The sequence below is a fragment of the Streptomyces vulcanius genome, assembly GCF_042653945.1.
GTDB classification, from domain to species: domain Bacteria; phylum Actinomycetota; class Actinomycetes; order Streptomycetales; family Streptomycetaceae; genus Streptomyces; species Streptomyces mangrovi.
The window spans coordinates 1-24,275 of sequence record NZ_JBHSFK010000020.1 but is presented as its reverse complement, the minus strand read 5'-3'; the positions used below and the strand labels follow the sequence as shown (position 1 = coordinate 24,275).

Sequence of the window (24,275 nt, the reverse complement as noted above, 5' to 3'; positions counted from 1 at the left end):
TCACGAAGTCGGGGTTTCCTGCTGGTCGCGGTTGGTGCGCAGCGCCCAGATGTGGTGCGGCGGGGTCGTCTCGTGGACCCGGGTCCCGTACGAGTCGTCCACCCGGTCCATGTCGGCGGCGTACTCGACGCGGCCCCCGCAGGGGGCGTGCAGGAAGCGGAAGACATTGGAGCCGACGGTGTGCCGGCCCAGCCGGCGGGCCTCCCGCCAGCCCCGCTCGATCATGTAGTTGCCGCCCTCGATCACGTCGTCGAAGCCGGGCACCTCGTAGGCGACGTGGTTGACGCCGACGCGGTCGGGGCGGTGGCACAGCAGCATGGTGTGCTGGTCGTCGTCTCCCGGGGCCCGCAGGAACACGCCCATCGGCTCGACGACGTCGGTCGGGCGGAAGCCGAGGAGGCCGGTGTAGAAGGCGACGGCCTCGTCCTTGCCCTCCTTGGCGATGTTCAGGGCGACATGGCACATCCGCAGCGGGTACGCGCGCGTGAGCGGCTCCAGCGGGGTGTTCCAGCGGTTGACGGCGCCCGGGGCGTTGGCGGGGCGGGGCTCGGCCACCGTCCTGCGCGGCCGGGCGAGGGTGAGGCCCACGCCGAAGCCGCTGCGGTCGACGGTGTGGAAGACACCGTCGGCGCTCTCGCGCACGGCGCGGTCGCGGGCGACGGCGGTCACCAGCCGGTCCAGTTCCTCCGCCGTGTCGACGCCCCAGACGACCTCCCGCAGGGTGGGTCCGTCCTCCACGGGCGCCGGCAGCAGCGGGCCGGGGTCGGTGTCGAGGTGCAGGGTCTGCCCGGTGAGCGTCTCGAACACGGCGTGCTCGTCGGTCCGTTCCACGAGGAACAGTCCGAAGTCGTCGAAGAACCGGACGCATTCGCCGAGTTCACCGGGTTCACCGGGTTCCCCGACGGAGTGGGTGACCGATTCGATTCTCCGGATTCCCATCGCTTCCTCGTTTCGTTTCTTGCGCTTACGGCCGGATCGCGGGAATCGGGTTCTGCGCGAACCACGCGGAGAGGAACTCCAGGAACACGCTGATCTTGCGCGGGGTGTCGGGGCCGGGCCCGTAGATCGCGTAGAGCGGCCGGTCCGGTACGGCGAGGTCGGGCAGCAGCACCCGCAGGGCGCCGGAGACGAGGTCGTCGTAGGCGGGGCGCTGTGGGAGCAGCGCGATGCCGCGGCCGTGCCCGGCGGCCTTCTGCAGGGCCAGGTAGGAGTTGGACGAGAAGGCGATGTTGCGGATCTTGTGCAGGGTGCTGGCGTGGCCGTGGCCGATGCGCCAGACCGGGTCGTTGACGTGCACCAGGCAGTCGTGGTGGGCGATGTCGTTGGGGTGGCCGAGGGCGCCGCAGCGCTTGATGTACTCCTCCGACGCGCACAGCACGAACGGCAGCGAGGAGATCTTCTTCAGACGGACGCTCGAATCCCGCAGGTCCCGGGTGTGGAAGGCGACGTCGAATCCGCTGTCCAGGAAGTCGTAGGTGCGGTCGGACATGCCGCCGAGTTCGAAACGGACCTGGATTTTCGGGTGGGCCGCGGAGAAGGCGGCGATGGCGTCGCCGAGATCGAGGCTGCCTATCCATTTCGGGCAGATGATGCTGAGGGTGCCCTCGGCCCGGTCGTGGGAGTCGGCGAGCGCCGCGTCCTGGGCGTCGATCTCGTCGAGGATCCTGGCGGCGAACTCGGCGTAGCGCTGTCCCGGTTCGGTGAGGCTCACCGAGCGGGCGGTGCGGTTGACCAGGCGGACCCCCACCTGTCGTTCCAGCTCGGCCACGTGCCGGGAGACCAGGGAGCCCGAGGAGCCGAGTTTCCTGGCGGCCCCGTTGAAGCTCCCGGCCTGCGCGACGGTGACGAAACTGTGCATCAGCAGCAAGCGGTCCATGTGTCCTCCGGTGGCCCTCACTTCGGGCAGTACTGGGGGGCCTCGCCCAGGTTGTCCTCGGTCACCAACACAAGAGGTATGTTGGCGATTTTGTCAACATTATTGTCGTCTGTGCCCTTGCCGCCCAGAAGGGCCACGGCGTTCTTCACGGCGGTCTCCCCGATCACCTTCGCCGAGTTGGCGACGGTGGCCGAGAACTCGCCGCTCCTCACCGCGGCCAGCCCCTCGTCGGTACCGTTCACGGTGACGATCTTCACGTCGTCGGCGCCGGCCGCGTCGAACGCCTTGCGTACGGCGAACGCCATCTCCTCGTTGGCGACGAAGGCGTAGTCGAGGTCCGGGTTGGCCTGGATCATGTTCTCCGCGACGTCCTGGGCCTTCGCCGGGTTGAACATGCCGGGCTGGTTGGCGACCACCTTCGCCGTGGCCGGCAGGGCGCCCTGGAAGCCGCCGACGAGGAGGTCCGAGGCCGCGCCCGGCGCCCCGGCGACGATGCCGACCTTCACGCCCTTGCCCGCCGCGTCCTCGCCGATCCAGCCGGCGTCCAGGGCGCCGGCCTTCTTCAGGTCGACGACGGCGGCGCCCAGGATGTCGTCCACGTCGTCGGTGGTCACGGAGGTGAGGTAGATCGGCACGTCGGCGGCCTTGGCCTTGGCGATGTCGCCCTTCAGCGAGTCGACGTTGACCGTCTGCACGATCAGGGCGCTGACGTCGCGCGAGATCATGTCCTCGATGTTGGACAGCTCGGTCCCCGCGTTCTGGTGGGAGTTGGCCGTGTAGACCTTGGCGTCCTCCGTCTTCGCCTGGCTCTCGACGGCCTTTTGCAGACAGCTGTGGAAGTTGGTGTCGCCCCCGTTGACGAAGCCGAGGGAGACCCCGCCGGAGCTGCCGCCGCCGTCGCCCTTGCCGCAGCCGGTCAGCACCAGCGCGCAGCCGGCGACCGCGACGAACAGGGTTCTGGGCGTGCGGGCGGGAAGTCTCATGGTGAACCGCCTTTCGGGAGCGGGGAGTTCGCGGTCAGTGGGGTGCGGAGCCGGAGCGGGCCTTGTGCATCTCGTTCGCGACGGCCGCGACGAGCAGCACGGCGCCGACGGAGACCGGCTGGTAGTTGCTGGAGAAGTCCAGGAGGTTGAGCGCGTTGGCCACCACCCCGAGCAGCACCAGGCCCAGGGCGGTCCCCACCACCGTCCCGTGGCCGCCGGCCAGCGAGGTGCCGCCGATGACGACCGCGGCGACGACCGCCAGTTGGAGGGAGAGCCCCGCGGTGCCGCCGGGGCTGGAGGAGCCCAGCCGGGACAGGATCATCAGCCCGGCCAGTCCGGAGAGGGTGCCGGTGAGGCCGTACAGGGTGAGCTTGCGGGCGGTGACGTCGATACCGCTGAGCCGGGCAACGTGCTCGTTGCCGCCGATCGCGAACGCGTCGCGGCCGAACACCGTGAACCGCATGACCAGCGCGGTCGCGGCCAGTACCAGGATCGCCACCACCAGCAGCCAGGGCACGCCGAGGACCTTGTCGTTGCCGAGGGCGAACATGCGGGTGCCGATGGAGATGGTGGAGCCGTCGTGCACCAGGAGGGCGACCCCGTCCAGGAGGGTCGCGGAGGCCAGGCTCGCCACGAAGGGCGCCACATGGGTGAAGGTCACCACCAGCCCGTTCACCAGGCCGATCGCCGTGCCGAGGAGCAGCGCGACGACGACGGCGTACAGGGTGGGCTGCCCGTCGGCCAGGAGTTTCGCCGAGACGGCGGCGGTGACGGCGGTGTTGCTGCCCATGGAGAAGTCCATGCCGCCCGCGGTCATCAGCAGCGTCAGCCCGGCGGCGAGCACGGCGTTGACGCTGATCTGGCCGAGGATGTTGACGATGTTGCGGTCGGTCGCGAACGTCTCGCTCTGTACGGCGGTGAACACCACGACGAGGACGAGCACGGCGATCAGCCCGGCGTGCGGGAGGTCCCGCAGCCGGTGCACGACGGAGCGGGACCGGGGCGGGTCCAGGGCGCCGGGGGCATCGGTAAGTGTCTTGACGCTCACTGCGGTTGTCCTCCGAGGGCCGTGGCGACGAGTTCGTCGCGGGTGAGGGCGGTGATGTCGTGCTCGGCGACGGTGCGGCCGGCGCGCACGACGACGACCCGGTCGGCCAGGCGCATGACCTCCTCGGCGGAGGAGGAGGCGAGCAGTACGGCCACGCCCCGGGAGGCGAGGTCGTCGAGGAGGGCGTGGATGTCGGCCATGGCCGCGATGTCCACACCGTTGGTGGGGTCCTCCAGGAAGCAGGCGGCCGGTACGTTCTCCAGCCACTTGCCGAGCAGTACCTTCTGCTGGTTGCCGCCGGACAGCGCGCTCACCGGCGGGTTCCCGGCCGCCGCCCGCACTCCGTAGGCGAGGCGCAACGGGGCGGCGCGGCGGGCGAGTTCGGTACGGCGGTGCAGGCGCCGGCGGGCGAAGCGGTCGTCGGCGAGCAGCAGGTTCTCGTCGACCGACAGCGCGGGGACCAGGCCCAGGGCGTGCCGGTCGCCGGTGACGCAGCGCAGCCCGCCGGCCAGCGAGGCGGCGACGCTCCCGAAGGGCACCGCCCGCCCCTCGACGTGGAGTTGGCCGGAGTCGGGGCGCCGGCGTCCCGACAGCAGGTCGAACAGCCGGGACTGGGCGTCCCCGGCGGGCCCCAGGACGGCGACGACCTCGCCCCTGCGCACCTCGACGGAGAAGTCCCGTACGGCCCGGCCGTGACTCAACCCCTTTACCGCCAGCCCGACTTCGTCCTTCGGCGCGGGGCGTCCGGGGCGGGTGGAGACGACGTCCCGGCCCACCATGGCCCGTACCAGAGCGGTCTCGTCCAGTTCGGCCGCGGGGGCGCCGGTCACCACGGACCCGTCCCGCAGGACGGTGAGCCGGTCGGCGACGGCCATCACCTCGTCGATGTAGTGCGAGATGTAGACGACGGCCACGCCCTCGTCGCGCAGGGTGCGCACCAGGGCGCGGATGCGCTGGGCGGCCTCCGCGCCGAGGCAGGCGGTCGGCTCGTCCAGGATCAGCACCCGGCCGCCGCGGCGGACCTCGCGGGCCACCTCGACCATGGTCTGCTCGGCGACGGTGAGGGAACCGGCGGTGCGCTCCACGTCGAGCGTGATGCCGAGGGCGGCGAGCGCGTCGTGCGCCTCGTCCCGTACGGCCTTCCAGTGGACGGCGCGGCCACGGGTGGGCAGATCGCCGAGCAGGACGTTCTCGGCGACGGTCAGGCCCATCGCCAGCTCGCGGCGCTGCGGCACGAAGGAGATGCCCAGCTTGCGGGCCCTGCGCACGGTCAGCGCGTGCTGCTCGCGTCCGTCGACCTCGATCGTGCCGCCGTCGGCCTGGTGGACCCCGGACAGCACCCGCACGAGCGTCGACTTGCCGGCGCCGTTCATGCCCATCAGGGCGTGGATCTCGCCGGGGTACAGGTCGAGGTCGACGCCCTTGAGCGCGGCGGCGCCGCCGAAGTGCTTGGTGACGCCCCGGACGCGCAGGACCGGGTGGGACGGCGGGGTCACGGCCGGTCGCCGCCGGGGACGACACGGCCGTAGCCGCGGATGTCCGGGAAGGGGGGTTCCCGGTCGGCCTGGAGGTCCACCTGGAAGGTGTTGAGGCACATGCCGAGCATGGTGAAGTTGCCGAGCGCGCCGATGGTGTCGACCAGGCCCTTGGGGCCGAAGTGCGCGAGCGCCGCCGCGAAGGTCCCGTCGGTGACGAAGTGGTCCTCCAGGACCTCCCGGCAGAACCGGTAGAACGCCTGGTCGGCCGGGTCGTCGAAGACGGCCTCGCGCTTCTCGGCGATGGCCTTCACGGCGGCCTCGGGGATGCCCGCCTCGATCGCCTGCCGTACGTGGGCGTTCCAGGAGTACTGCGCGTCCCAGTTGCGGGCGGCCATCAGCAGGGTCAGCTCGCGCAGGTGCTCCGGGAGACTGGAGTCGAAGCGGGCGAAGGCGCCGAGGGACTCGGCCCGCTCGCACATCTCGGGGCTGTGCAGCCAGACCCGGAAGGGACCTCGGACGGCACCGCGGCGGCCGGCGATCCGCGCCGCCAGTTCCTGCTGCCGTGCGTCCATGTCGTCTTCGCTGAGAACGGGAAGCCTCATCCGGCCGTTACCTGCCTTCTCTTTCCGGCGCGTTACGGCCACGGATGGTGCGGCCGTGCGGTGCCAGGTGAAAGTACAGCCGGGTCCGGGAAGCTCACCCTCCTCGGAATGCAAGGTAAACCTGCACGCCGGAGGCCCCCCATTCGCCGGACGCCGACCTAACGTCGTCCGGTATGACGACCATCATCAAGGCCGCGTCCGTCCCGCTGCTCGACCGCGGCGGCGCGGTCGCGACGACCCCGCTCGTCACCACGTCGTCGGCGCACGGCGAGAACAGGATCACCAGCGGGATGAGCGTCTACCCGGTGGGCTCCGGCGCGCCGCTGCACTCGCACAACTGCGACGAGCACGTCACGGTCCTGGAGGGCGAGGCCGAGGTGGTCGTCGACGGCGAGGTGACGAGGCTGGAGCGCTTCGACACGACGTACGTCCCCTCCCCCATCCCCCACCTGTTCCGCAACGTCGGTGACGTCCCGCTGCGCATCCTGTGGGTGTACTCGTCCGGGCATGTCACCCGTACGTTCACCGAGACCGGGAAGACGGTGGAACACCTGTCGCCCGAGGACCGGATGGGCTCGGACGACAGGCGGGAAGATCAGGTTGAGGGTCAGGATCACCGCGTCCAGTAGGTGATGTTGCGGAAGCGGGCCTCGACGCGCCCGGAACCGTGGTTGTACACGCCGTTCTTGAAGTAGCGGGTGGCGGGTCCCCGGTCGGCGACGGTCAGGACGAGTGAGTCGTCGAAGTAGACCTTGATGGTGCCGGTCCCGGTGCTCGCCTGGTGGGCGATCTTCACGTTGAACCAGGTGTTGTACGCGTTCGTCTTGAGCACCGTGCCGTCGTAGCGCCGCACGGTGCCGCCGCTCGTGTTGTACACGTTGAGCATGATGTCGGTGGCCGGCGTGCCCGAGGGGTGGACGCTGCGCAGGATCTGGACGAAGGACGCGCCGTCGGTGCCGGACGGCAGATAGACGTCCGCGTCCCACATGCGGTCACCGGTCTTGTAGTCGTTCTTCCAGCGCATCTCCGTGCGCGGGTCCGTGGTGCTGTCCTCCTCGAACGGCTCGTCGGTGGCGTACACCCACATGCGGTCGACGCCGCCGCTGGAGCTGTGCCGGTCGGCCAGGTCGAGGTTCCAGGGCTTCTGCCAGCTGTACGTGAACGAGGTCTCCGTCCAGCCGTCGGTGGGGTCCGCGGCCGGCGCGGCGCCGGCCGCCGGGGCCGCCGCCGCAGTCATGGCGCCGCCGGCCAGCAGGCCACCGCCCGCCCGTAAGAGGGTTCTCCGGTTCATCGCGCGTCCTTTCCCAGGTATGGACCATGTCAGGAACACGCCAGTAGGGAACTCCAATACATCGGAGGAGTCAAGGACTTGAACCATTGACATGTCCGTGAACCCTGCCTACGGTCCGGGATACACCCGATGTATCCGATGTATCGATGATCCGTCAGATCTGGAGGACGATGATGACCTCGCAGTCGGGGAACCCCTCAGGCATGCCCCGAAGAGCGATGATCGGCACCGCTCTCGGCGGCGCTGCGGTCGCCGCACTGCCCGGCACGGCCCAAGCGGCCTCCGCCTCCGCCACCGGAACCACCACCGGGACCGCGCACGGCCGGCGCCCCTGGAAGCTCCGCGACACCATGACCTCCGACCATTCCTGGAGCGGGTTCCTGCGCGATCAGGACCTGCTGTGGAGCAGACTGCCGACCCTCTGGCACGAGGGCCCGTTCCTCGGCGACGGGCAGCTCGGCAGCATGATCTACCAGGAGCCCGGCGCCAACCAGATCCGCTTCACGGTGCAGCACGGCCGGGTCCAGGACCACCGGCCCCAGTTCGGCAGCGGCTGGGGCACCTGCCGGCTGCCGGTCGGCCATCTCACGCTCGAACCCGTCGGCACCGTCACCGCCGTCGACTGGCGGCTGAGCCTGTGGAACGCCGAGCTCACCGGCACCGTCACCACCACCGCGGGCACGATCACCCTCGCCGCCCTCATCCACGACGAGGTCCTGGCGGTCCGCGCACGGGCCGCCGGCGGCGAACGGGTCGTCTGGACCTTCCACCCCGAGGAAGCGATCAGCCCCCGGAAGATCAGCGAGGCCCCGCCCGCCGGCTACACCCCCAACCCCCCTTGGACCACCCGGACTTCCGCCGACGGCACCGAGCAGGTGCTCCAGCCCCTCACCGGCGGCCAGACCGCCACCGCCTACCGCCGCAGCGGCGACGACCTGCTGCTCAGCGTCGGGCACAGCACGCCCTCCACCACCGCCGCCGAGACCGACTCGCTGCGCAACCTGCGCCGCGCGGTGTCGTACGGCACGCTGCGGCGGCGGCACACCCGCTGGTGGCACGCGTTCTACAAGAAGAGCTTCGTGTCGTTCCCCGACCAGCGGCTGCAGAGCTTCCACTGGATCCAGCTGTACAAGGTCGCCTCCGCGAGCCGCGCGGGCGGCCCCGTCATGGCGACCTCCGGGCCCTGGCTGGAGCCCACGCCCTGGCCGGCGGTCTGGTGGAACCTCAACATCCAGCTGGAGTACTGGCTCGTCCATGGCTTCAACCACCCGGAGCTGGACGCGCTCGCCACCACCGTGCGGCAGAACCAGGAACAGCTCATCGCGAACGTCCCCGCCGCCTACCGCGCGGACAGCTCCGGAGTGGGCCGCAGCTCCGACATGTTCGCCAACCGGACCGTGGGCCAACCCGGCACCGGCGCCGAGACCGGCGACCTCACCTGGGCGCTGCACAACGTGTGGCTGTCCTACCGGCACTCCATGGACGAGTCCTTACTGCGCGACACCGTCTTCCCGGTGCTGCGCCGGGCGATCAACTACTACCTGCACTTCCTCACCCCGGGCAGCGACGGCAAGCTGCACCTGCCGAGCACCCTCTCCCCCGAGTACCCGGTCGTACCTCCGCAGGACACCAACTACGACCTGGCCCTCATCCGCTGGGGCTGCCAGACCCTCCTCGAGTCCGCCGAACTGCTGGGCATCGACGACGAGTTGGCCCCCCGCTGGCAGGAGGTACTCGCCAAGCTCACGCCGTACCCGGTCGACGACAACGGTTTCATGATCGGCGCCGACACCCCGTACGCGCAGTCCCACCGGCACTACTCGCATCTGCTGATGGTGTACCCGCTGTACCTCGTCAACTGGGACCAGCCCGAGAGCCGCGAGCTGATCACGAAGTCGGTGGAGCACTGGCACGCGCTGCCCGGCGCCCACCGCGGCTACAGCTACACCGGGGCCGCCTCGCTGTACGCGATGGCCGGAGACGGCGACACCGCGATCACCTATCTGCGGAAGTTCTTCGACACCACCACCCGCTACCCGTGCCGGGCCAACACCCACTACACCGAGGCCGGCCCGGTCATCGAGACACCGCTGTCGGCCTCGCAGTCACTGCACGACATGTTCTGCCAGAGCTGGGGCGGGGTGATCCGGGTCTTCCCGGCCGTCCCGCACGCCTGGGCGGACGTCACCCTGCACGACTTCCGCACCCAGGGCGCCTTCCTCGTCAGCGCCGTCCGCGAGGCGGGGAAGACCCGGTTCATCCGGATCAGGAGCCTGGCGGGCGAGCCGCTCAAGCTCCGGCACGGCCTCACCGGCCGGCTCACCGTGCTGCTGGACGACGGCAGCCCCGCCCGCACCCACGACCTGGGCGACGGCACCCTCGCCGTCGACCTGCCCCGGGGACGCGAGGTGCTCGTGTACTCCGGCGCCCGGCCCGACCTCGTCATCGCGCCCGTCGCCGTCAGCGAACCGGGTGCGGCCTGGGGACTGCCGTAACCAACCGTCCGTCCGAACGCACAACAGGGAAGGCTCACATGGCAGTTCCGATCAGAACCACGGTCGCGGCGCTCTGCGCCGGGCTGATGGCCACACTCTTCACGACGGTGCCCGCACAGGCCGGGCAGCGCGAACACGTCTGGGCCGTGTCCGAGGCGGCACACGCGCCGCGTGCGCGGATATCCCTGGACGACACCACCGGCAAGCTGAGTCTCTCGGTGTCCCGCGACGGCCGTACGGTCCTCGAGCCGTCGCCCGTCGGTATCGTCACCGAACAGGCCGATCTCTCCCAGGGGTTGCGTTTCCTGCACCGCAAGGACCGGCAGGTGAACGAGCGTTACCGGACGACGTCCGGAAAACGGCTGGACCGCAAGGTCCGTATGCAGGAGACCCGGCTGTCGTTCGCGGGCGCCGACGGCGCCCGCGTCGACCTCGTCGTCCGCGCCTCCGCCGACGGCGTCGCCTACCGGTACGTCCTGCCCGCCGGACACGGCGATGTGCTCGGCGAGGCGTCCGCGTTCAACCTGCCGGCGGACGCCGGCGCGTGGCTGAGCACCTACCGGGTCGACAACGAGGGGCAGTTCGCCCAGTACACCGCCGCCACGGCCCCCACGGGCGCCTACTCGGAACAGGCGCTCTTCTCCACGCCCGGCGGCTACGCCCTGCTCGCCGAGTCCGACCTCACCGGCTCCTACTCCGGTGCCCAGCTCGCCCACACCCAGGGCACCGGCAGCTACCGGATCCAGCTCGCCGACCAGCGGGTCCACACCGACGGCGCCCTCGCCACCACGTGGCGGGCCATGGTCACGGGTGACCTCGCCACCGTCACCCGGTCCACCTTCACCGACGACCTCGCGCCCTCCGCCAAGGTCGCCGACCGGTCCTGGATCAAGCCCGGCACCGTGCTGTGGACCTGGCTGGCCGGCGGGAAGGAGGCCGGGCAGAGCCTGGCCGCGCAGAAGGCGTACGTCGACTACGCCGCCGAGCGGGGCTGGCCCTACGAGGCCGTCGACGCCGGCTGGTACTACAAGCCCGGCGAGTGGGACATCACCGACCCCGACTGGCAGACCAACAGCTGGATGCCGGAACTCGTCGAGTACGCGCGGGCCAAGGGCGTCGGAATCGTCGTCTGGATCCACCAGCGCGACCTCGACACACCCGAGGAACGCGCCCAGTGGCTGCCCACGTTGGAGCGATGGGGCGTCAAGGGCGTCAAGATCGACTTCATGAACTCCGAGGCGCAGTCGATGCTCCAGTGGTACGACATCATCCTCCCGGAGACCGCCGCCCACCACCTCATGGTCGACTTCCACGGCTCCACGATCCCCAAGGGCATCCAGCGCACCTGGCCGCAGGTCATGACCCTGGAGGGCGTCGGCGGCGAGGAGAAGCGCACCAACACCGCCGCCCATCTCACCACCCTGCCCTTCACCCGTAACGTCATCGGCTCCATGGACTTCACCCCCGGCGCCTTCCAGCGCGTCGGACTGCGTCCCAACTCCGACGCGGCCGAGGTCGGACTCACCGTCGCCTACGAGTCGGGCCTGCAGATGTTCGCCGGCACCCCGGCGTCGTACGACGAACGGCCGCTCGCCCGGGCCTACTTCGACCAGGTCCCGGCCGCCTGGGACGACACCCGGCTGCTCGCCGGAGCGCCCGGCCAGGAGGCCGTCGTCGCCCGCCGCAGCGGCAACCGCTGGTTCATCGGAGGGGTGTACGCGGGCGCCGCCCGCACCGCCGAGGTACCGGTGAACCTCGGGCCGGGACGCTGGCTGGTGCAGACGATCCAGGACGGCGCCGAGGGGCTCGTCCAGGACAGCAGGGTCCTGCGCAACGGTGACACGCTGAGCGCGGACATCGTCGCCAACGGCGGTTTCGCCGCGCTCGCCTGCCCCTGGCGGCCCGGCGTGACCACCTGCTACCGCTAGTCGGTCCAGTCGGTCCAGTTCAGCGCAACGCCGCCGTGGCCGCCTCCGCGACGATCCCGGCCACGGCGGCCGGCTGTTCGACGAGGACGGCGTGTCCGGCGTCGGGCACCTCGATCAGGCGGACGTGCGGGCAGCCCTCCAGGCCCCGCCGTTCGCCGTCCGTCAGACCGATCTCGTCGTGGTCGCCGCGCACCACCCAGGCCGGTACCCCGGCCTCGCACAGCCTGGGCACCAGGGACGGGTAGCGGTCCAGGTACGCGTAGTAGCGCCGGATGATCCGGCGGCTCGCCGTCGGATCATTGCCGCTCATCGCCGCCGCCAGCGCGTCCGCGCGCCGCGGCGGCAGTTCGCGTCTCATCGCCCGGGGCAGCAGCCCGAGCATGCCCGCCCAGACCACGGTGCCGAGCCCGGGCACCCGGCCCACGGCGTTCAGCGCGGCCAGCGACCTCATCTCGTCCCCGCGCGAGAAGGCCGGCGACAGCAGCACCAGCGGGCCCCTGAACAGGCCGAGGGCGGCCATCTCGAGGGCGACGTTCGCGCCCAGGCTGTGCCCCACGACCGTGTCGCAGCCGGACTCGGCGGCGAGGTCCGCCATCAGCCGCGCGTAGTGCTCCATGGACATGTCCTCGGGCGCCTCGGTCCCGCCGAAGCCCGGCAGGGTCGCCGCCGTCATCCCCAGTCCCGCCACCGCCGGCTCGGCCATGATGTCGGCGTAGAACTCGGTCGTGCACAGTCCGCCCGGGATCATCAGCACCCGGTGCGGGGCCCGCTCCGGACCCGCCCGGCGGATCTCCCAGCGTTCAGCCATATCTAGATCGTGACGCCGCACACCGCCCTGCGCACCTCGTACGACAACCGACGCCCGGCACCTGGGCCCGCCCACCAGTGCGGGGTGTCCAACACCTGGGCCTCCCGTCAGCACACGACGTCCCATGCCTGGGCGCGCCCCGTCAGGGCACGGCGTCCGACGGCTGGGCCCGCCCCCGTCAGCGCACGGCGTCCGACACCTGGCCCGCCCGTCAGCGGGCGGCGTCCGACGGCTGGGCCCACCCGTCAGGGCACGGCATCCAGCGCCTGGGCCCGCCCCCGTCAGAGCACGGCGTCCGACACCTGGCCCGCCCGTCAGTGCGCGGCGACCAGCGCCTGGGCCCGCCCGTCAGTGCGCGGCGACCAGTTCCTGGTCGGCGCCGTGCGGGGACTGCTTGGTGGTGCGCAGCGCGGCGATCCCGATGAAGACCATGGAGGAGACACCGGCGAGCGCGAAGGCGGTGAAGCCCCACTCGCCGTTGCCCGCGGCGAGCAGCTGACCGCCGAGCCACGGACCGAAGACGGCGCCGAAGCGGCCCATGCCGGAGGTCCAGCCGACGGCGGTGGCCCGGTTGCCGGGGTCGGAGCTGATGGCCACCGTCGCGTAGATCATCGTCTGGGCGCTGTTGAGGAAGACACCGGTGAGGAACACGACGACCATCGTGACGCTCGTCGACATGTGCACGCTGAGCAGGGCGACGCCGGCGGCGGTCAGCGCGAACCAGACCGCCGAGATGCGCGGGGCGCCGAAGCGGTCCGCGGCGCGTCCGGCGACCAGCATGCCCACGATGCCGCCGAGGTTGAAGACGACAACGAAGGTCAGCGCGTTGGCGAGCGCGTAGCCCTCGGCGCGCATCAGGGTCGGCAGCCAGGTGGCGACGCCGTAGACGAGGAGCAGTCCGCCGAAGGAGGCCAGCCAGTAGAGCAGGGTCTGGATCCACTCGCCGCCCCGGAAGAGACCGGCCAGCGCGTCCCAGCGGTCGGCGGCCGTCCTCCTCCCGGACTTCGCCCCGGGCGGTTCCACGTCGTAGCGGGCGGCGAGCGCGGCCGCCTCGTCGGTGCGGCCCTTGGCGACGAGGAAGCTCAGCGACTCCGGCAGGAACTTCGCGAGCACCGGGGCGAACAGCAGGGGCACCACACAGACCCAGAAGGCCGCCCGCCAGCTCACCGGGTCCACCAGCCACTTGGCGACGTACGCGGAGAGGATGCCGCCGGCGTGGTGCGCGGTCATCAGCAGGCCGATGACGATCGCGCCCCGGCCGCGCGGGGCGTAGTCGGAGACCATGCTGATCGCGGTGGGCAGCAGCCCGCCGAGACCGACCCCGGCCAGGGTCCGGCCGAGGCCGAAGACGGTCACGCCGTCGGCCGTCGCGCACACCCCGGACGCCAGTGAGAACAGCACCACGCAGCCGACCATCAGGTTCTTGCGCCCGACCCGGTCGGCGACGGTGCCCGCCGTCAGGGCGCCGACCAGCATGCCGAAGGTGGCGTAGCTGCCGAGGTCGCCCGCGGTGTCCGCGGTGAGCCCGAAGGTCCTGGTCTCCAGCAGGTGCGGCAGCACGGAGCCGTAGATGAACATGTCGAGGCCGTCGAAGAGGACGGCCAGCCAGCACAGACCGACGACCAGCAGGGCCAGTCTGCTGCCGCGCGCCGGCGGAGCGGGGGAGGAGGACATCGTTGTTTCCCTCTCGAGCGGGGTGGGTCCTCAGACGCTAAGGACCCACCCCAAGAGTGTCAACGTTTTTGTCAACAATCTCATCGACACCTAATCGGCGGGCGGGACGACCGGCGGAGTGCCGTGCGTGTGGAAGGACTCGATGGTCTTCAGGCCCCAGGCCTGCCCCTTCTTCCGCTCCTCCTCGGTCCAGGTGATCAGCGGCCAGTCCGGCGCCAGGACGAGCCGCGTCAGTGGGTTGCACAGCTCGATCCGGTTGCCGCCGGGCTCGTACACGTACAGGAAGAACGTCTGCTGGATGGCGTGCTTGTGCGGGCCCGTCTCGATGAACACACCGGTGTCGACGGCGAGGTCGGCGGCGCGCAGGATGTCCTCACGGGTGTCGGTGGCGAAGGCGATGTGGTGCAGCCGCCCGGCCGAACCGGTCCAGTCCTCGGTGTAGACGACGTCGTACGACTTGTTGGTGTACGTCAGCCAGCGCGCCGCGATCCGGCCGCTGTCGAGCCGGATCTGCTCGGTCGGCCTGGCCCCCAGCACCCGTTCCTGGAACTCCGCGTTGGCGAGGACGTCGGCGGCGAGGAAGTTGACGTGGTCGAGGCGCCGTACGCCGACGCCCCGGTTGGGCTTGGCCTGCGGCTGGTTCTTCAGCGCGGGCCGGAGTTCCTCGGGGGCCCGGTAGTACTCGCTCTCCCAGTACAGGGCGTGCTCATGGCCGTCCGGGTCGGTGGTGACGTACAGCTTGCCGAGGCCGGGCTCGTCCTCGGCCCACCGTCCCGTGCCGCCCGCCTCCTCGACGGCCTCGATACGACGCCGGAGGGCCTCCTCGCCGGAGGTGCGCAGGGCGAGCCGGCCGAGGCCGGGCTGATCGCGGGCGGTGAGGACCAGGCTGTGGTGCTCGTAGTCGTCGTAGGTCCGCAGGTAGACCGTGTCCCCGTCCGTGCCGTTGACGGTGAGCCCCAGGTAGTCGGTGAAGAAGCCGACGCTGGCGTCCAGGTCCGGGGTGAAGAGCTGGGCGTGGCCGATGTGGGCGATGTCGCCGAGCGGCGGAGTCATCGTTGACCTCCAGGGGGATCGGACTGCGGGGTGTCGGACTGCGGGGGCTCGGACGGCCGGGAGTCGGGCCGGGGGAACACCGTGCCGTCGAAGATCTTGCGGGCCGTGCGGACCACGGCGGTGCGGCGGGCGGCGGGCAGGCCGTCGGGGGTGCTCCCGAGGCTGCTCTCGATGTCGAGGAATCCGGTGGGATGTTCTATGCGCACGCGGTCGCCGTCGGGGGGCAGGGCGGCGACCTCCTCCCCCACGCCGCCCTCGGTCCGCAGGCCGGCGGCGACGCCTGCCGCGCCGAGGACACCGATCGAGGTGTGGCAGCGCACGGGGATGAAGGTGCGGGTGGTGACCGCGCCGCCGCTGCGGGGCGGGGCGAGGAGGGTGAGCTTGGGGACGGTGGTGTCGGCGACGTCACCGAGGCCCATCAGCGGGCCCGCCGCCAGCCGGATCGCGCGCAGCCGGTCGGCGAGGGCCAGGTCCTCCTCCAGGTCCCGGGGGGTCTCGTAGCCGGTGACTCCGAGGTCGGCGGCGCGGATCAGCACCGTCGGCATGCCGTTGTCCACGCAGGTCACCGTGACGCCGTCGATCACATCCCGGACGCTGCCGGTGGGCAGCAGCGGACGCGTGCCCGGCGGGAACTCGATCACGACCGGCGCGGCGGTCCCGGGCACGCCCGAGATCGCGGCGTCGCCGGAGTACCGCACCCGGCCGCCGGGGGTCGGGAAGGTCGCCGTCGCGTAGTCGCCGGTGTTGACCATGCGGATACGGACCGCGGTCTCCGTCTCCCCCGCCTTGACCAGTCCGCGCTCCACGGCGAACGGGCCGATACCGGCCAGGATGTTGCCGCAGTTCTGACGGTCGCTCACCTCGGGCCGGTCGACGGCGACTTGGAGGAAGAGGTAGTCGACGTCGGCGCGCGGGTCGGCGGACGGGGAGACCACCGCCACCTTGCTGGTGAGCGGGTGGGCGCCGCCGAGGCCGTCGATCTGGCGCTCGTCGGGACTGCCCATGACGCGCAGCAACAGCTCGTCGCGCAGGGCGGGTTCGGCGGGCAGGTCGTCGGCGAGGAAGTAGGCGCCCTTGGAGGTGCCGCCCCGCATCAGCAGACAGGGCACCTCCTCGGGGAGGACGGTCACGACGACTCCCCCGCGTACTCCGTGTATTCGTCATATGTCCTGTACCGCACGCCGAGCTTCTTCAGCGTCTCCCTCAACCCGTACCGGTCCAGGCCGAGTTCGCCGTCGAGGAAGGCGGCGCGGGCGCGGGCCTCCTTGGCCTCGCGGGCCTCGGACGCCGCCGCGGTGGCGCGGGCGCGCTCGCGCGGGACGACCACGACCCCGTCGTCGTCGGCGACGATCACGTCGCCGGGACGGATCACCTGGCCGTCGATCGCCACCGGTACGTTCACGGATCCGCCGGTGGCCTTGACCGTGCCCTGCGCGGACACCGCCCGCGACCAGGCCGGGAAGTCCATCTCGCGCAACTCCTGGGTGTCCCGGATGCCCGCGTTGATGACCAGGCCGCGCACCCCGCGCCGTTGGAGCGCCGTCGCGAACAGCTCGCCGAACATGCCGTCGGTGGACGGGGAGGTGGTGGTGACGACCAGGACATCGCCCTCGCCGCACTGCTCGACGGCCGCGTGGATCATGAGGTTGTCGCCGGGCCAGCTCAGCACGGTGACGGCGGTGCCCACCATCCGTACGCCCTGCTGGATCGGGCGGATTCCCGGTCCCAGCAGGCCCGTTCGCCCCATCGCCTCGCTCACGGTGGCCACGCCGAAGGCGCCCAGCGCGTCGACGTCCTTCTGTTCCGCCTTCGGCGGGTTGGTGACGATCACGCCGCTCACGCCAGCTCCTTCGCGATCTGCGGGTACGGGCGCATGAACGCCTCGGCCATGGTCTTGTGCGCGAGGCCCAGGTTCGGGCCCGCGTTGCGCTTGAGCTGGACGCCCCGCCGGACGGCGAGGTCGGTGTAGTAGTCCCACAGGTGCTGCTGCGCGGCCAGGCACTCCATCGCCTCGCGCTTGGTGTCCCAGACCTCGGTGATGTCGAGCAGGACCTGGGGCTTGAAGCCGCTCATCTCGGGCTGGTGCGGCTCGAAGTAGAAGACCGGCGGGGCGCCGATGATCTCGCCCTCGCCCGGATAGCCGATGGCCTGGGCGAGAACCCTGGCCTCCAGGGCCATCCGGCTCGCGGCCGGGTGGTCGCCGTTGTACGGGTCCTCGGCGGGGTGGGTGAGGACGACGTCCGGCTGGGTCTCCCGGTAGACGGCGACGAGCCGGTCGGTCAGCTCGGCGGTGGCGACGAGCGGGTAGTCGCCGGCGTCGAAGAAGCGGACCTCCGCGCCCAGGGCGGCGGCGGCGCGCTCGGCCTCGTCCCTGCGTATCGCCTTGATCTCGTCGAGCTTCCGGCCCTCGCGCCACGCCTTGGCGGACTCGCCGCGCTCGCCGAAGGTGAGACAGGCGATGGTGACCCTCTCCCCGCGCGCGGCGGCCAGGGCGATGGCGCCGCCCGCCCGCCAGACGAAGTCGCCGGCGTGCGCGGTGACGACGAGGGTCGAACGTGGTCGGAGGGCGGGCGCGTTGGCCTGGGTCATGCTCGGATCTCCTCGATGACAGACGGGCGCCCGCCCCGCGCCGGTGCGATCAGTTGCGCAGTGCCTCGATCACACTGGTGAGGTGGGCGCGGACGGCCGTCTCGGCCGCCTGCTGGTCCCTGGCCCGGATCGCCTCGATCATGGCCAGGTGCTCGTTCAGGGATTGCTGCGGACGCCCCGGCCGCAGCGCCAACTGGAAGCGGTGACGCACCAGTTGGGCGTTGAGCCGCTCCAGCAGCTCCTGCGCGGTCCGCTGCCCGGAGAACTCCCGGATACGGACGTGCAGTTCGTGGTTGAGGTCGGAGTAGGTGACCGGTTCGCCGTCGGCGACGGCCTTGGTCATCGCCGTGCCGAGCTCGGTCAGCTGGAGCAGCTGCTCGTCGCTGGCCGCGACGGCCGCCTTCGCCGCGCACAGCCCTTCGAGGGCCATCCGGCACTCGGTGATGGCGACCGCTTCGTCCACGGTCACCACCCGCACCCGCGAGCCGCGGTTGCGGATCCGTTCGACGAGTCCCTGGGACTCCAGATCGATGAGTGCCGCGCGGATGCTGGCCCGCGTCACACCGAACTGCTCGGCGAGCTCGTTCTCCACCAGCCGCTGCGCCGGTGCCATCTCGCCGTGCAGGATCGCCTGCCGCAGCTGCGCGAACGCATGCTGCTTGGCCTGCTCCCCGGTGCTCGGACGGGCTTCCTTCGGCATCGTTGCCCTCCCTGCGTGAGTGCCTGTCGAACCTAAATCTAGCCAAACAAGATTGTCAACAATTTTGTCCGCCGTATCGCGCCGTATCGCGCCGTGCGGCGCACCCCCAGGGGTGGTGCCAGGACCACCGCGGACTCGGTCCTCAGGCCCAGCGACCGCGCGCGCCGCGAACGGCAGGCTTCTGGGTACCGGCACGCACGCCGGCACCGAATCCGCCACACCGAGAACTCGGGGGACACCCATGTCGGAATTCCTCGCCCGGCGACTGACCGGCCTCGCGGGCATCGTCGCCGCGGTCGCCCTGATCGTCCAGGTACCGCTGTACTTCGTCTACGCGGGCCCGCCGCCGGACGCAAACGTGCTGGCCCGGCTGCTGATCGGGATCGTCGCGCTGGCGTCCCTGGTCGTGTTCGTGACCGCCTTCCGCGAACTGGTCGGGCGAGTGCGCCCGGAGCACGCCTGGGCCGGCTCGATCGCCTTCGCCGCGGGGATGGTCTACGCGACGGTCACCCTCGTCTCCATGGGCCTGGAGGCGGGCGCGGTCATCGCCGTCGACCATCCGATCGACCCGACCATCGACGTCAGCGGCACGTACATCCTCTACGGCTCGATCTCCCGCCTGATGCTGGCCCTGTTCCTGACGGCGTTCGGGTACGCCGTCTCCCGCGCCGGGCTGCTGCCCCGCTGGACCGGCCGCTCGGCGTACGTCCTGGCCGGGACCAACCTCGCCTTCGTGCCGTCGCTGTTCTTCGGCAACGACCCCGCGTTCTTCTACGCGGCGAACGGCTGGGCCACGACGGCGCTGATGGGGGCCGTCCTCAGCTACTGGCTGCTGGCCCTGGGCGTCACGACGTACCGGAGCGCCGCACGGGTCGCCCCGGCGACGGCGGCACATGCGGCGGCCCCGCACGGCTGAGGCCCTCGCGCTCAACGCCCGCCCCGGGCGGCGGCCCGCGTCACCCGGCCGCCGCCTGGGGCGGCATGTTGTACGGCGTCACCACCTGGATCGCGGACGGCAGCGTGGGCCCCGCCGGCGGCAGGGCGCCGTGGGCCCGCAGCACGGTGTGGCAGGCCTCGCGCATGTCCTGGCGGAGGTCGTGGTGGAGGACGGCGGACAGCCGGTGCTCGCGCAGCAGACGGGTGTTGTCGTGGTCGAGGTCGTGGGCGACGAACACGGCGCACTCTCGGCCGAGGTCGGCGAAGGCCCGCAGGGTGGCGATGTTGCCGCCGCCGATGGAGTAGACGGCGCGGATGTCCGGGTCGCGTTCGAGGGCGGCGCGGACCAGGTCGTACTGGGTGGCGTCCAGCCCCTGGCCCTCGGTGATCTCGACGAGCGCGCGCTCGGGGTGGCGGGCCCGCACGGCACCGCGGAAGCCCATCTCGCGCTCCTCCTCGTTGCGGAAGAAGCCGCTGGCGAGAGTGGTCAGGACGTTGCCCGGCCGCTCGCCGAGCCACTGGCCCATGAGGTAGGCGGCGGTGGCCCCGGCGGCCCGGTTGTCTATGCCGACGTAGGCCAGGCGGGGGCTCGCGGGCAGGTCGGTGACCAGGGTGACGACCGGGATGCCGGCGGCGGCAAGGCGGCCCACGGCGGCGCCGATCTCGGGGACGTCCGGTGCCTTGAGGATGACGCCCTGCGAGCCGCGCCGGGCGATCCGGTCCAGGATCGCCACCTGCTCCTGGACCGTGCCGGTCTCGCGGAAGTGGAAGCGGCAGCGCAGCACGGCCGGGTGCAGGGAGGGCAGCTCGGTCTCCAGGGCGGCGCGCACGGCGGTGGTGAAGCGCTCGGGTGCCTGCATCACGATGTCGACCATGAAGGTACGGCCCACCAGCCGGACCTGGGTGCGCTGGCGGTCCAGGTCCGCGATGGCCCGCCGCACCTCCTCGGCGGTGGACTCGCGGACCCCTCCCCTGCCGTTGAGGACCCGGTCGACGGTGGCCTCGCTCAGGCCCGCCTGACGTGCGATCTCACGGATGGGGAAGGGATGGCCCACGTCCGGCTCCTGAATCGTCTTGAGGGCTTTTTGATGGCTGCCTGCCGGTTGTTCGACGGGTTTGTCATGACAACAATGACAGTGCTGAGCCGCACCTGAAAGGACCTTCCGTACATGGGACTTCTCGACGACAAGGTCGTCCTCGTCAATGGCGGCAGCCAGGGAGTCGGCGCGGCCGTCGCGCGGGCCGCGGTCCGTGCGGGCGCCGTCGTCGCCGTCACCGGGCGCCGGCCCGGACCGGGCGAGGCGCTGGTGGCCGAACTGGGCGCCGCGGGCGGCAAGGCGCTGTTCGTACGCGCCGACCTGGCCGACGCCGAGCAGGCGAAGGCGTCCGTGACCGAGACGGTGGCCGCCTACGGCCGGGTCGACTGCCTGGTCAACGCGGCCGGGCTGACCTCCCGGGGCACGCTCCTCGACACCACGCCCGAGCTGTTCGACCAGCACATCGCCATCAACCTGAAGGCGCCGTTCTTCGCCATGCAGGCGGCGGTGGCGGACATGGTGGCCCGCGAGGCACCCGGCACGGTCGTCAACATCATCACGTCCTCGGCGCACGGCGGGCAGCCCTTCCTCGCGCCGTACGTCGCCGCCAAGGCCGGGCTGATCGGCCTGACCCGCAACGCGGCGCACGCCCACCGCTTCGACCGGGTCCGGATCAACGGCCTGAACATCGGCTGGACGGCGACCGAGGGCGAGGACGCGACCCAGAAGGCGTTCCACGGCGCCGGGGACGACTGGCGTGAGCAGGCGGCGGCCCGGCTGCCGATGGGCAAGCTGGGCCAGCCGGACGAGATCGCCGACTTCGTGGTGTTCCTGCTGTCCGAACGGTCCGGCGTGGTCACCGGTTCGGTGATCGACTGGGACCAGAACGTCCTCGGCGGCCTCGACTAGGTCTCCCCCTCTCCCCGCCCCCTGTACGACCCCGCTAGGAGCCGCAACCCATGCGTATCGGAATCCTCGGCCTCGGCCGCATCGGCGCCTTCCACGCCGAGACCCTCTCCGCACTCGACGCCGTCGAGTCGCTCGTCGTGACCGACCCGTTCGCGGAAGCCGCGAAGAACGCCGCCGAGCGGTTCGGGGCCGAGGTCGTGGACTCACCGGAGGCCCTGCTGGCCGCCGGGGTCGACGGCATCGTCGTCGCCGCGGCGACCGACGCCCACCCCGCCCTGATCCTGGCCGGGGTCGAGGCCGGCGTCCCGGTCTTCTGCGAGAAGCCGGTCGCGAAGACCATGGCCGAGGGCGTCGAGGTGCTCAAGGCCGTCCAGGGCGGCGCCGTACCGATCCAGATCGGCTACAACCGCCGCTTCGACGCCGGTTTCGTCGCCGCGCGCGCCGCCGTGCGGTCGGGTGAGCTGGGCAAGCTGCACACGGTCCGCTCCACCACCCTGGACCCGGCGCCGCCGCCGGCCGCCTATGTCGCCGCCTCCGGGGGCATCTTCCGGGACTGTTCGGTGCACGACTTCGACATCATCCGCTGGGTCACCGGCCGCGAGGTCACCGAGGTGTACGCGGTCGGCGGCAACCGGGGCGCCGACTACATCAAGGAGGCGGGCGACGCCGACACCACCGGCGCGATCCTCACCCTGGACGACGGCACGATCGCGGTGGTCTCCAACTCCCGCCACAACGCCCGCGGTTACGACGTCCGCATGGAGATCCACGGCTTCACGGACTCGATCGCCGTGGGCCTGGAGGACAAGCTGCCGCTGCGCTCGGTCGAGCCCGGTGTCACCTTCCCGGCCGGCACCCCGCACGACTTCTTCATGGACCGCTTCACGGCCGCCTACCGCGCCGAGCTGACCGCGTTCACCGAGGTCGTGGCGGGCACCCGGCCCTCGCCCTGCACGGTCGAGGACGCCCTGGAGGCCGGCTGGATCGCCGAGGCGTGCACCCTGTCACTGCACGAGCACCGGCCGGTGACGATCGCCGAGGTACGGGCCTCCTGACGACCGGCCCCGGTGCGGCCCCTGCCCGGGGCCGCACCCGCTCTCACAGGGAGTAGCGGACCATCCACTCGTCCGGGTCGTACGCGTCCCGCGCCGGGTCCCGCGGGGTGGCCGGCCGCTCCTCCACCGTGTCCTCCGGCCGCACCCGCTCGGGCAGCGCCGCGAACCGTGACCGGCGCCCGGCCTCCGCGGAGCCGGACGGCTCTTCCTGCGGCTTCCTGTCCTGCATCTCGCCTCCCCGTCCCACTCCTGCACACCTTGCACCTACTTGACGTTTTCACCTCGCCGCTGGTTCCGCCGGCAGGTTGAAGACATGGTCAGGGGAGATGATCTTCGTGATCGAGTCGCCGAACACGGTGCTCGGTTCGTGGTTCCGGTAGCTGATGTCGGTGTTCAGCACGACCACGAGGGTCGCGCCGACGGCAGGCGATGTGAGCAGCCGCTGGTTCTGCGTGGCGGCGCTGATCATCCGGTCGCCGTCGGGCAGCACTCCCGAGGAGGCGTCCGCCGCAGGCCACAGCCGCACCATGGGGCAGGGGCCGCGCGCGGCCCGACCACCGTACGAGCGCGGGCGCGCCGCCGCCTGTCGGGCGACGGCGCGACGCGCCTGGTCAGCGGGCCGAAGCCGGGATCACGCCCCGCAGGACCGCAGGAACTGCCGGGTGCGCACCGCGATCGGCAGCGGCCGGTCCGGCTCGCACGGGTACATGTCCTGCTCGACGATCGCGAACAGCTCGACACCGAGCCGCTGCGCCGCGACCAGGACCGGCCCCAGCTCCGGGACACCGGACGGCGGTTCGCACATCACCCCGCGCTGGACCGCCGGCCCGAACGGCACCTCGCCGCGCACCACGTCGGCGAGGATCTCCGGGTCCACCTGCTTGAGGTGCAGATAGCCGATACGTTCGCCGTAGGTCTCGATCAGCTTGACGCTGTCGCCGCCGCAGTAGGCGTAATGACCGGTGTCCAGGCAGAGGTTGACCAGTTCGGAGTCGGTGGAGTCGAGGAAGCGCTCCACATGGTCCTCGGTGTCGATGTGGGTGTCGGCGTGCGGGTGGACGACGATGTCGAGACCGTAGGTCTCCTTCACCTCGTGTCCCAGCCGCTCCATGCCCTTGGTCAGGTACGCCCACTGCTCACCGGTCAGCTCCGGCGGCTCCAGGATCTCGGCGGTCTTGTCGTCGCGCCAGAAGGACGGGATGACGACGAGATGCCTCGCGCCCATGGCCTGGGTGAGCGCGGCCACTTGACTCACGTGCTCCCAGGTGGACTCCCAGACGGACGGCCCCCGGTGCAGACCGGTGAAGACCGTGCCCGCCGAGACCGTGAGGCCGCGCTTGCCCACCTCGTCGGTGAGCCGGGCCGGGTCGGTCGGCAGATAGCCGTAGGGGCCCAGTTCGATCCAGGAGTAGCCGGCCTCGGCCACCTCGTCCAGGAACCTTTCCCAGGGCACCTGTCGGGGGTCGTCGGGGAACCAGACACCCCAGGAGTCGGGGGCGGAGCCGACCCGGATGCGGTCCAGCGGCGCCGCCATCTCAGGACGCCTCTTCCGAACCGGCGCCCGCCACGGGTGCGTTGAGGTCCTTCGCCTCGGGAAGCTCTTCGACGTCGACACCCCTCACCTGTGCCAGCTCGTGCTTGAGGGCGGCGAGTTCGGTGCCGCCGGCCATGTGGTTGGTGAGTTCTTCGAGGCTGACCTGGTCGCGGGAGGCGGAGAGTTCGAGGGTTCCCAGGCGCAGGACGCTGAAGTGGTCGCCGACCATGTAGGCGTGGTGGGGGTTGTGGGTGATGAAGATGACGCCGAGGCCGCGGT

At 71.3% G+C, this 24,275-nt stretch carries 24 protein-coding genes and 1 pseudogene; 6 read left to right on the top strand and 19 right to left on the bottom strand.

Annotated elements, in window-relative coordinates; all coding sequences use genetic code 11:
* Genes ACFPIH_RS28295 through ACFPIH_RS28270 form a run of 6 tightly spaced genes read right to left on the bottom strand, consistent with a single transcriptional unit; the run spans nucleotide 1 to nucleotide 5,957 of the window.
* Complete coding sequence (locus ACFPIH_RS28295) at nucleotides 1-939, bottom strand: VOC family protein (RefSeq protein WP_381177974.1); 939 nt, start codon at nucleotides 937-939, stop codon at nucleotides 1-3.
* Between the two features lie 25 nt (nucleotides 940-964).
* Nucleotides 965-1,876 carry a LysR family transcriptional regulator gene (locus ACFPIH_RS28290; RefSeq protein ID WP_381177971.1) on the bottom strand — a complete coding sequence of 304 codons (912 nt, stop codon included), beginning with the start codon at nucleotides 1,874-1,876 and terminating at the stop codon, nucleotides 965-967.
* 17 nt (nucleotides 1,877-1,893) lie between these two features.
* Nucleotides 1,894-2,859 (bottom strand): sugar ABC transporter substrate-binding protein, encoded by a 966-nt coding sequence (locus ACFPIH_RS28285; RefSeq protein ID WP_381177968.1) that lies wholly within the window; start codon nucleotides 2,857-2,859, stop codon nucleotides 1,894-1,896.
* 34 nt (nucleotides 2,860-2,893) lie between these two features.
* Nucleotides 2,894-3,907 (bottom strand): ABC transporter permease, encoded by a 1,014-nt coding sequence (locus tag ACFPIH_RS28280; RefSeq protein ID WP_381177965.1) that lies wholly within the window; start codon nucleotides 3,905-3,907, stop codon nucleotides 2,894-2,896.
* Nucleotides 3,904-5,403 (bottom strand): sugar ABC transporter ATP-binding protein, encoded by a 1,500-nt coding sequence (locus ACFPIH_RS28275; protein WP_381177962.1) that lies wholly within the window; start codon nucleotides 5,401-5,403, stop codon nucleotides 3,904-3,906. Before ACFPIH_RS28275 ends, ACFPIH_RS28280 begins: the two co-directional genes overlap by 4 nt.
* Nucleotides 5,400-5,957, bottom strand: a complete 558-nt coding sequence (locus ACFPIH_RS28270; RefSeq protein WP_381178452.1) for a carboxymuconolactone decarboxylase family protein — start codon at nucleotides 5,955-5,957, stop codon at nucleotides 5,400-5,402. Before ACFPIH_RS28270 ends, ACFPIH_RS28275 begins: the two co-directional genes overlap by 4 nt.
* Nucleotides 5,958-6,160: 203 nt before the next feature.
* On the opposite strand from ACFPIH_RS28270, the gene ACFPIH_RS28265 reads away from it, so the two are divergent.
* Nucleotides 6,161-6,616 (top strand): cupin domain-containing protein, encoded by a 456-nt coding sequence (locus ACFPIH_RS28265; protein WP_381177959.1) that lies wholly within the window; start codon nucleotides 6,161-6,163, stop codon nucleotides 6,614-6,616.
* Here the strand turns inward: ACFPIH_RS28265 and ACFPIH_RS28260 are convergent.
* The gene (locus ACFPIH_RS28260) at nucleotides 6,601-7,278 is read right to left on the bottom strand and encodes a polysaccharide lyase family 7 protein (protein ID WP_381177956.1); all 678 of its coding nucleotides are present in this window, start codon (nucleotides 7,276-7,278) and stop codon (nucleotides 6,601-6,603) included. The two genes, ACFPIH_RS28265 and ACFPIH_RS28260, sit on opposite strands and share 16 nt — an antisense overlap.
* A 203-nt stretch (nucleotides 7,279-7,481) precedes the next feature.
* Between ACFPIH_RS28260 and ACFPIH_RS28255 the strand changes: the two genes are divergently transcribed.
* Both ACFPIH_RS28255 and ACFPIH_RS28250 read left to right on the top strand, forming a co-directional pair.
* On the top strand, nucleotides 7,482-9,773 hold the full coding sequence (locus tag ACFPIH_RS28255) for a glycosyl hydrolase family 95 catalytic domain-containing protein (protein WP_381177953.1): 2,292 nt from the start codon (nucleotides 7,482-7,484) through the stop codon (nucleotides 9,771-9,773).
* Between the two features lie 38 nt (nucleotides 9,774-9,811).
* Nucleotides 9,812-11,701: a glycoside hydrolase family 97 protein gene (locus tag ACFPIH_RS28250; protein ID WP_381177950.1), complete on the top strand. Its 1,890-nt coding sequence runs from the start codon at nucleotides 9,812-9,814 to the stop codon at nucleotides 11,699-11,701.
* 19 nt (nucleotides 11,702-11,720) lie between these two features.
* On the opposite strand, the gene ACFPIH_RS28245 is transcribed toward ACFPIH_RS28250, so the two are convergent.
* The 7 genes from ACFPIH_RS28245 to ACFPIH_RS28215 all read right to left on the bottom strand — a co-directional run bounded on the left by ACFPIH_RS28245 (nucleotide 11,721) and on the right by ACFPIH_RS28215 (nucleotide 18,525).
* Nucleotides 11,721-12,509, bottom strand: coding sequence for an alpha/beta fold hydrolase (locus ACFPIH_RS28245; RefSeq protein WP_381177947.1), 789 nt, complete (start codon nucleotides 12,507-12,509; stop codon nucleotides 11,721-11,723).
* A gap of 348 nt (nucleotides 12,510-12,857) precedes the next feature.
* Nucleotides 12,858-14,183 carry an MFS transporter gene (locus ACFPIH_RS28240; RefSeq protein WP_381177944.1) on the bottom strand — a complete coding sequence of 442 codons (1,326 nt, stop codon included), beginning with the start codon at nucleotides 14,181-14,183 and terminating at the stop codon, nucleotides 12,858-12,860.
* A 90-nt stretch (nucleotides 14,184-14,273) separates the two neighbouring features.
* A complete protein-coding gene (locus ACFPIH_RS28235) occupies nucleotides 14,274-15,236 on the bottom strand; it encodes a catechol 2,3-dioxygenase (RefSeq protein ID WP_381177941.1) in 963 nt (320 codons plus the stop codon).
* The gene (locus tag ACFPIH_RS28230; RefSeq protein ID WP_381178449.1) at nucleotides 15,233-16,330 is read right to left on the bottom strand and encodes a 4-oxalomesaconate tautomerase; all 1,098 of its coding nucleotides are present in this window, start codon (nucleotides 16,328-16,330) and stop codon (nucleotides 15,233-15,235) included. Before ACFPIH_RS28230 ends, ACFPIH_RS28235 begins: the two co-directional genes overlap by 4 nt.
* A 32-nt stretch (nucleotides 16,331-16,362) precedes the next feature.
* Nucleotides 16,363-17,076: a 4-carboxy-4-hydroxy-2-oxoadipate aldolase/oxaloacetate decarboxylase gene (locus tag ACFPIH_RS28225; RefSeq protein WP_381177938.1), complete on the bottom strand. Its 714-nt coding sequence runs from the start codon at nucleotides 17,074-17,076 to the stop codon at nucleotides 16,363-16,365.
* Entirely contained in the window at nucleotides 17,073-17,825 is a 753-nt protein-coding gene (locus ACFPIH_RS28220; protein WP_381177935.1) for a PIG-L deacetylase family protein, read from the bottom strand. Before ACFPIH_RS28220 ends, ACFPIH_RS28225 begins: the two co-directional genes overlap by 4 nt.
* Before the next feature lie 49 nt (nucleotides 17,826-17,874).
* The gene (locus tag ACFPIH_RS28215; RefSeq protein ID WP_381177932.1) at nucleotides 17,875-18,525 is read right to left on the bottom strand and encodes a GntR family transcriptional regulator; all 651 of its coding nucleotides are present in this window, start codon (nucleotides 18,523-18,525) and stop codon (nucleotides 17,875-17,877) included.
* A gap of 241 nt (nucleotides 18,526-18,766) precedes the next feature.
* On the opposite strand from ACFPIH_RS28215, the gene ACFPIH_RS28210 reads away from it, so the two are divergent.
* Nucleotides 18,767-19,441 carry a hypothetical protein gene (locus tag ACFPIH_RS28210; RefSeq protein WP_381177929.1) on the top strand — a complete coding sequence of 225 codons (675 nt, stop codon included), beginning with the start codon at nucleotides 18,767-18,769 and terminating at the stop codon, nucleotides 19,439-19,441.
* A gap of 40 nt (nucleotides 19,442-19,481) precedes the next feature.
* On the opposite strand, the gene ACFPIH_RS28205 is transcribed toward ACFPIH_RS28210, so the two are convergent.
* Nucleotides 19,482-20,516: a LacI family DNA-binding transcriptional regulator gene (locus tag ACFPIH_RS28205; RefSeq protein ID WP_381177926.1), complete on the bottom strand. Its 1,035-nt coding sequence runs from the start codon at nucleotides 20,514-20,516 to the stop codon at nucleotides 19,482-19,484.
* A 114-nt stretch (nucleotides 20,517-20,630) separates the two neighbouring features.
* Here ACFPIH_RS28205 and ACFPIH_RS28200 point away from each other — a divergent pair, with 114 nt between their 5' ends.
* Both ACFPIH_RS28200 and ACFPIH_RS28195 read left to right on the top strand, forming a co-directional pair.
* The gene (locus ACFPIH_RS28200; protein ID WP_381177923.1) at nucleotides 20,631-21,407 is read left to right on the top strand and encodes an SDR family oxidoreductase; all 777 of its coding nucleotides are present in this window, start codon (nucleotides 20,631-20,633) and stop codon (nucleotides 21,405-21,407) included.
* Nucleotides 21,408-21,457: 50 nt separating this feature from the next.
* Nucleotides 21,458-22,462, top strand: a complete 1,005-nt coding sequence (locus ACFPIH_RS28195) for a Gfo/Idh/MocA family protein (protein WP_381177920.1) — start codon at nucleotides 21,458-21,460, stop codon at nucleotides 22,460-22,462.
* Between the two features lie 43 nt (nucleotides 22,463-22,505).
* Here ACFPIH_RS28195 and ACFPIH_RS28190 read toward each other — a convergent pair whose 3' ends face one another.
* From ACFPIH_RS28190 to ACFPIH_RS28175, 4 genes and pseudogenes are all read right to left on the bottom strand, one after another.
* Nucleotides 22,506-22,691 carry a hypothetical protein gene (locus ACFPIH_RS28190; RefSeq protein ID WP_381177917.1) on the bottom strand — a complete coding sequence of 62 codons (186 nt, stop codon included), beginning with the start codon at nucleotides 22,689-22,691 and terminating at the stop codon, nucleotides 22,506-22,508.
* Between the two features lie 48 nt (nucleotides 22,692-22,739).
* Nucleotides 22,740-22,991 (bottom strand): hypothetical protein, encoded by a 252-nt coding sequence (locus tag ACFPIH_RS28185; protein ID WP_381177914.1) that lies wholly within the window; start codon nucleotides 22,989-22,991, stop codon nucleotides 22,740-22,742.
* 102 nt (nucleotides 22,992-23,093) lie between these two features.
* Nucleotides 23,094-23,996: a sugar phosphate isomerase/epimerase family protein gene (locus ACFPIH_RS28180; RefSeq protein WP_381177911.1), complete on the bottom strand. Its 903-nt coding sequence runs from the start codon at nucleotides 23,994-23,996 to the stop codon at nucleotides 23,094-23,096.
* Nucleotide 23,997: 1 nt separating this feature from the next.
* A pseudogene (locus ACFPIH_RS28175) lies at nucleotides 23,998-24,275 on the bottom strand (sugar ABC transporter ATP-binding protein); the annotation flags it as partial.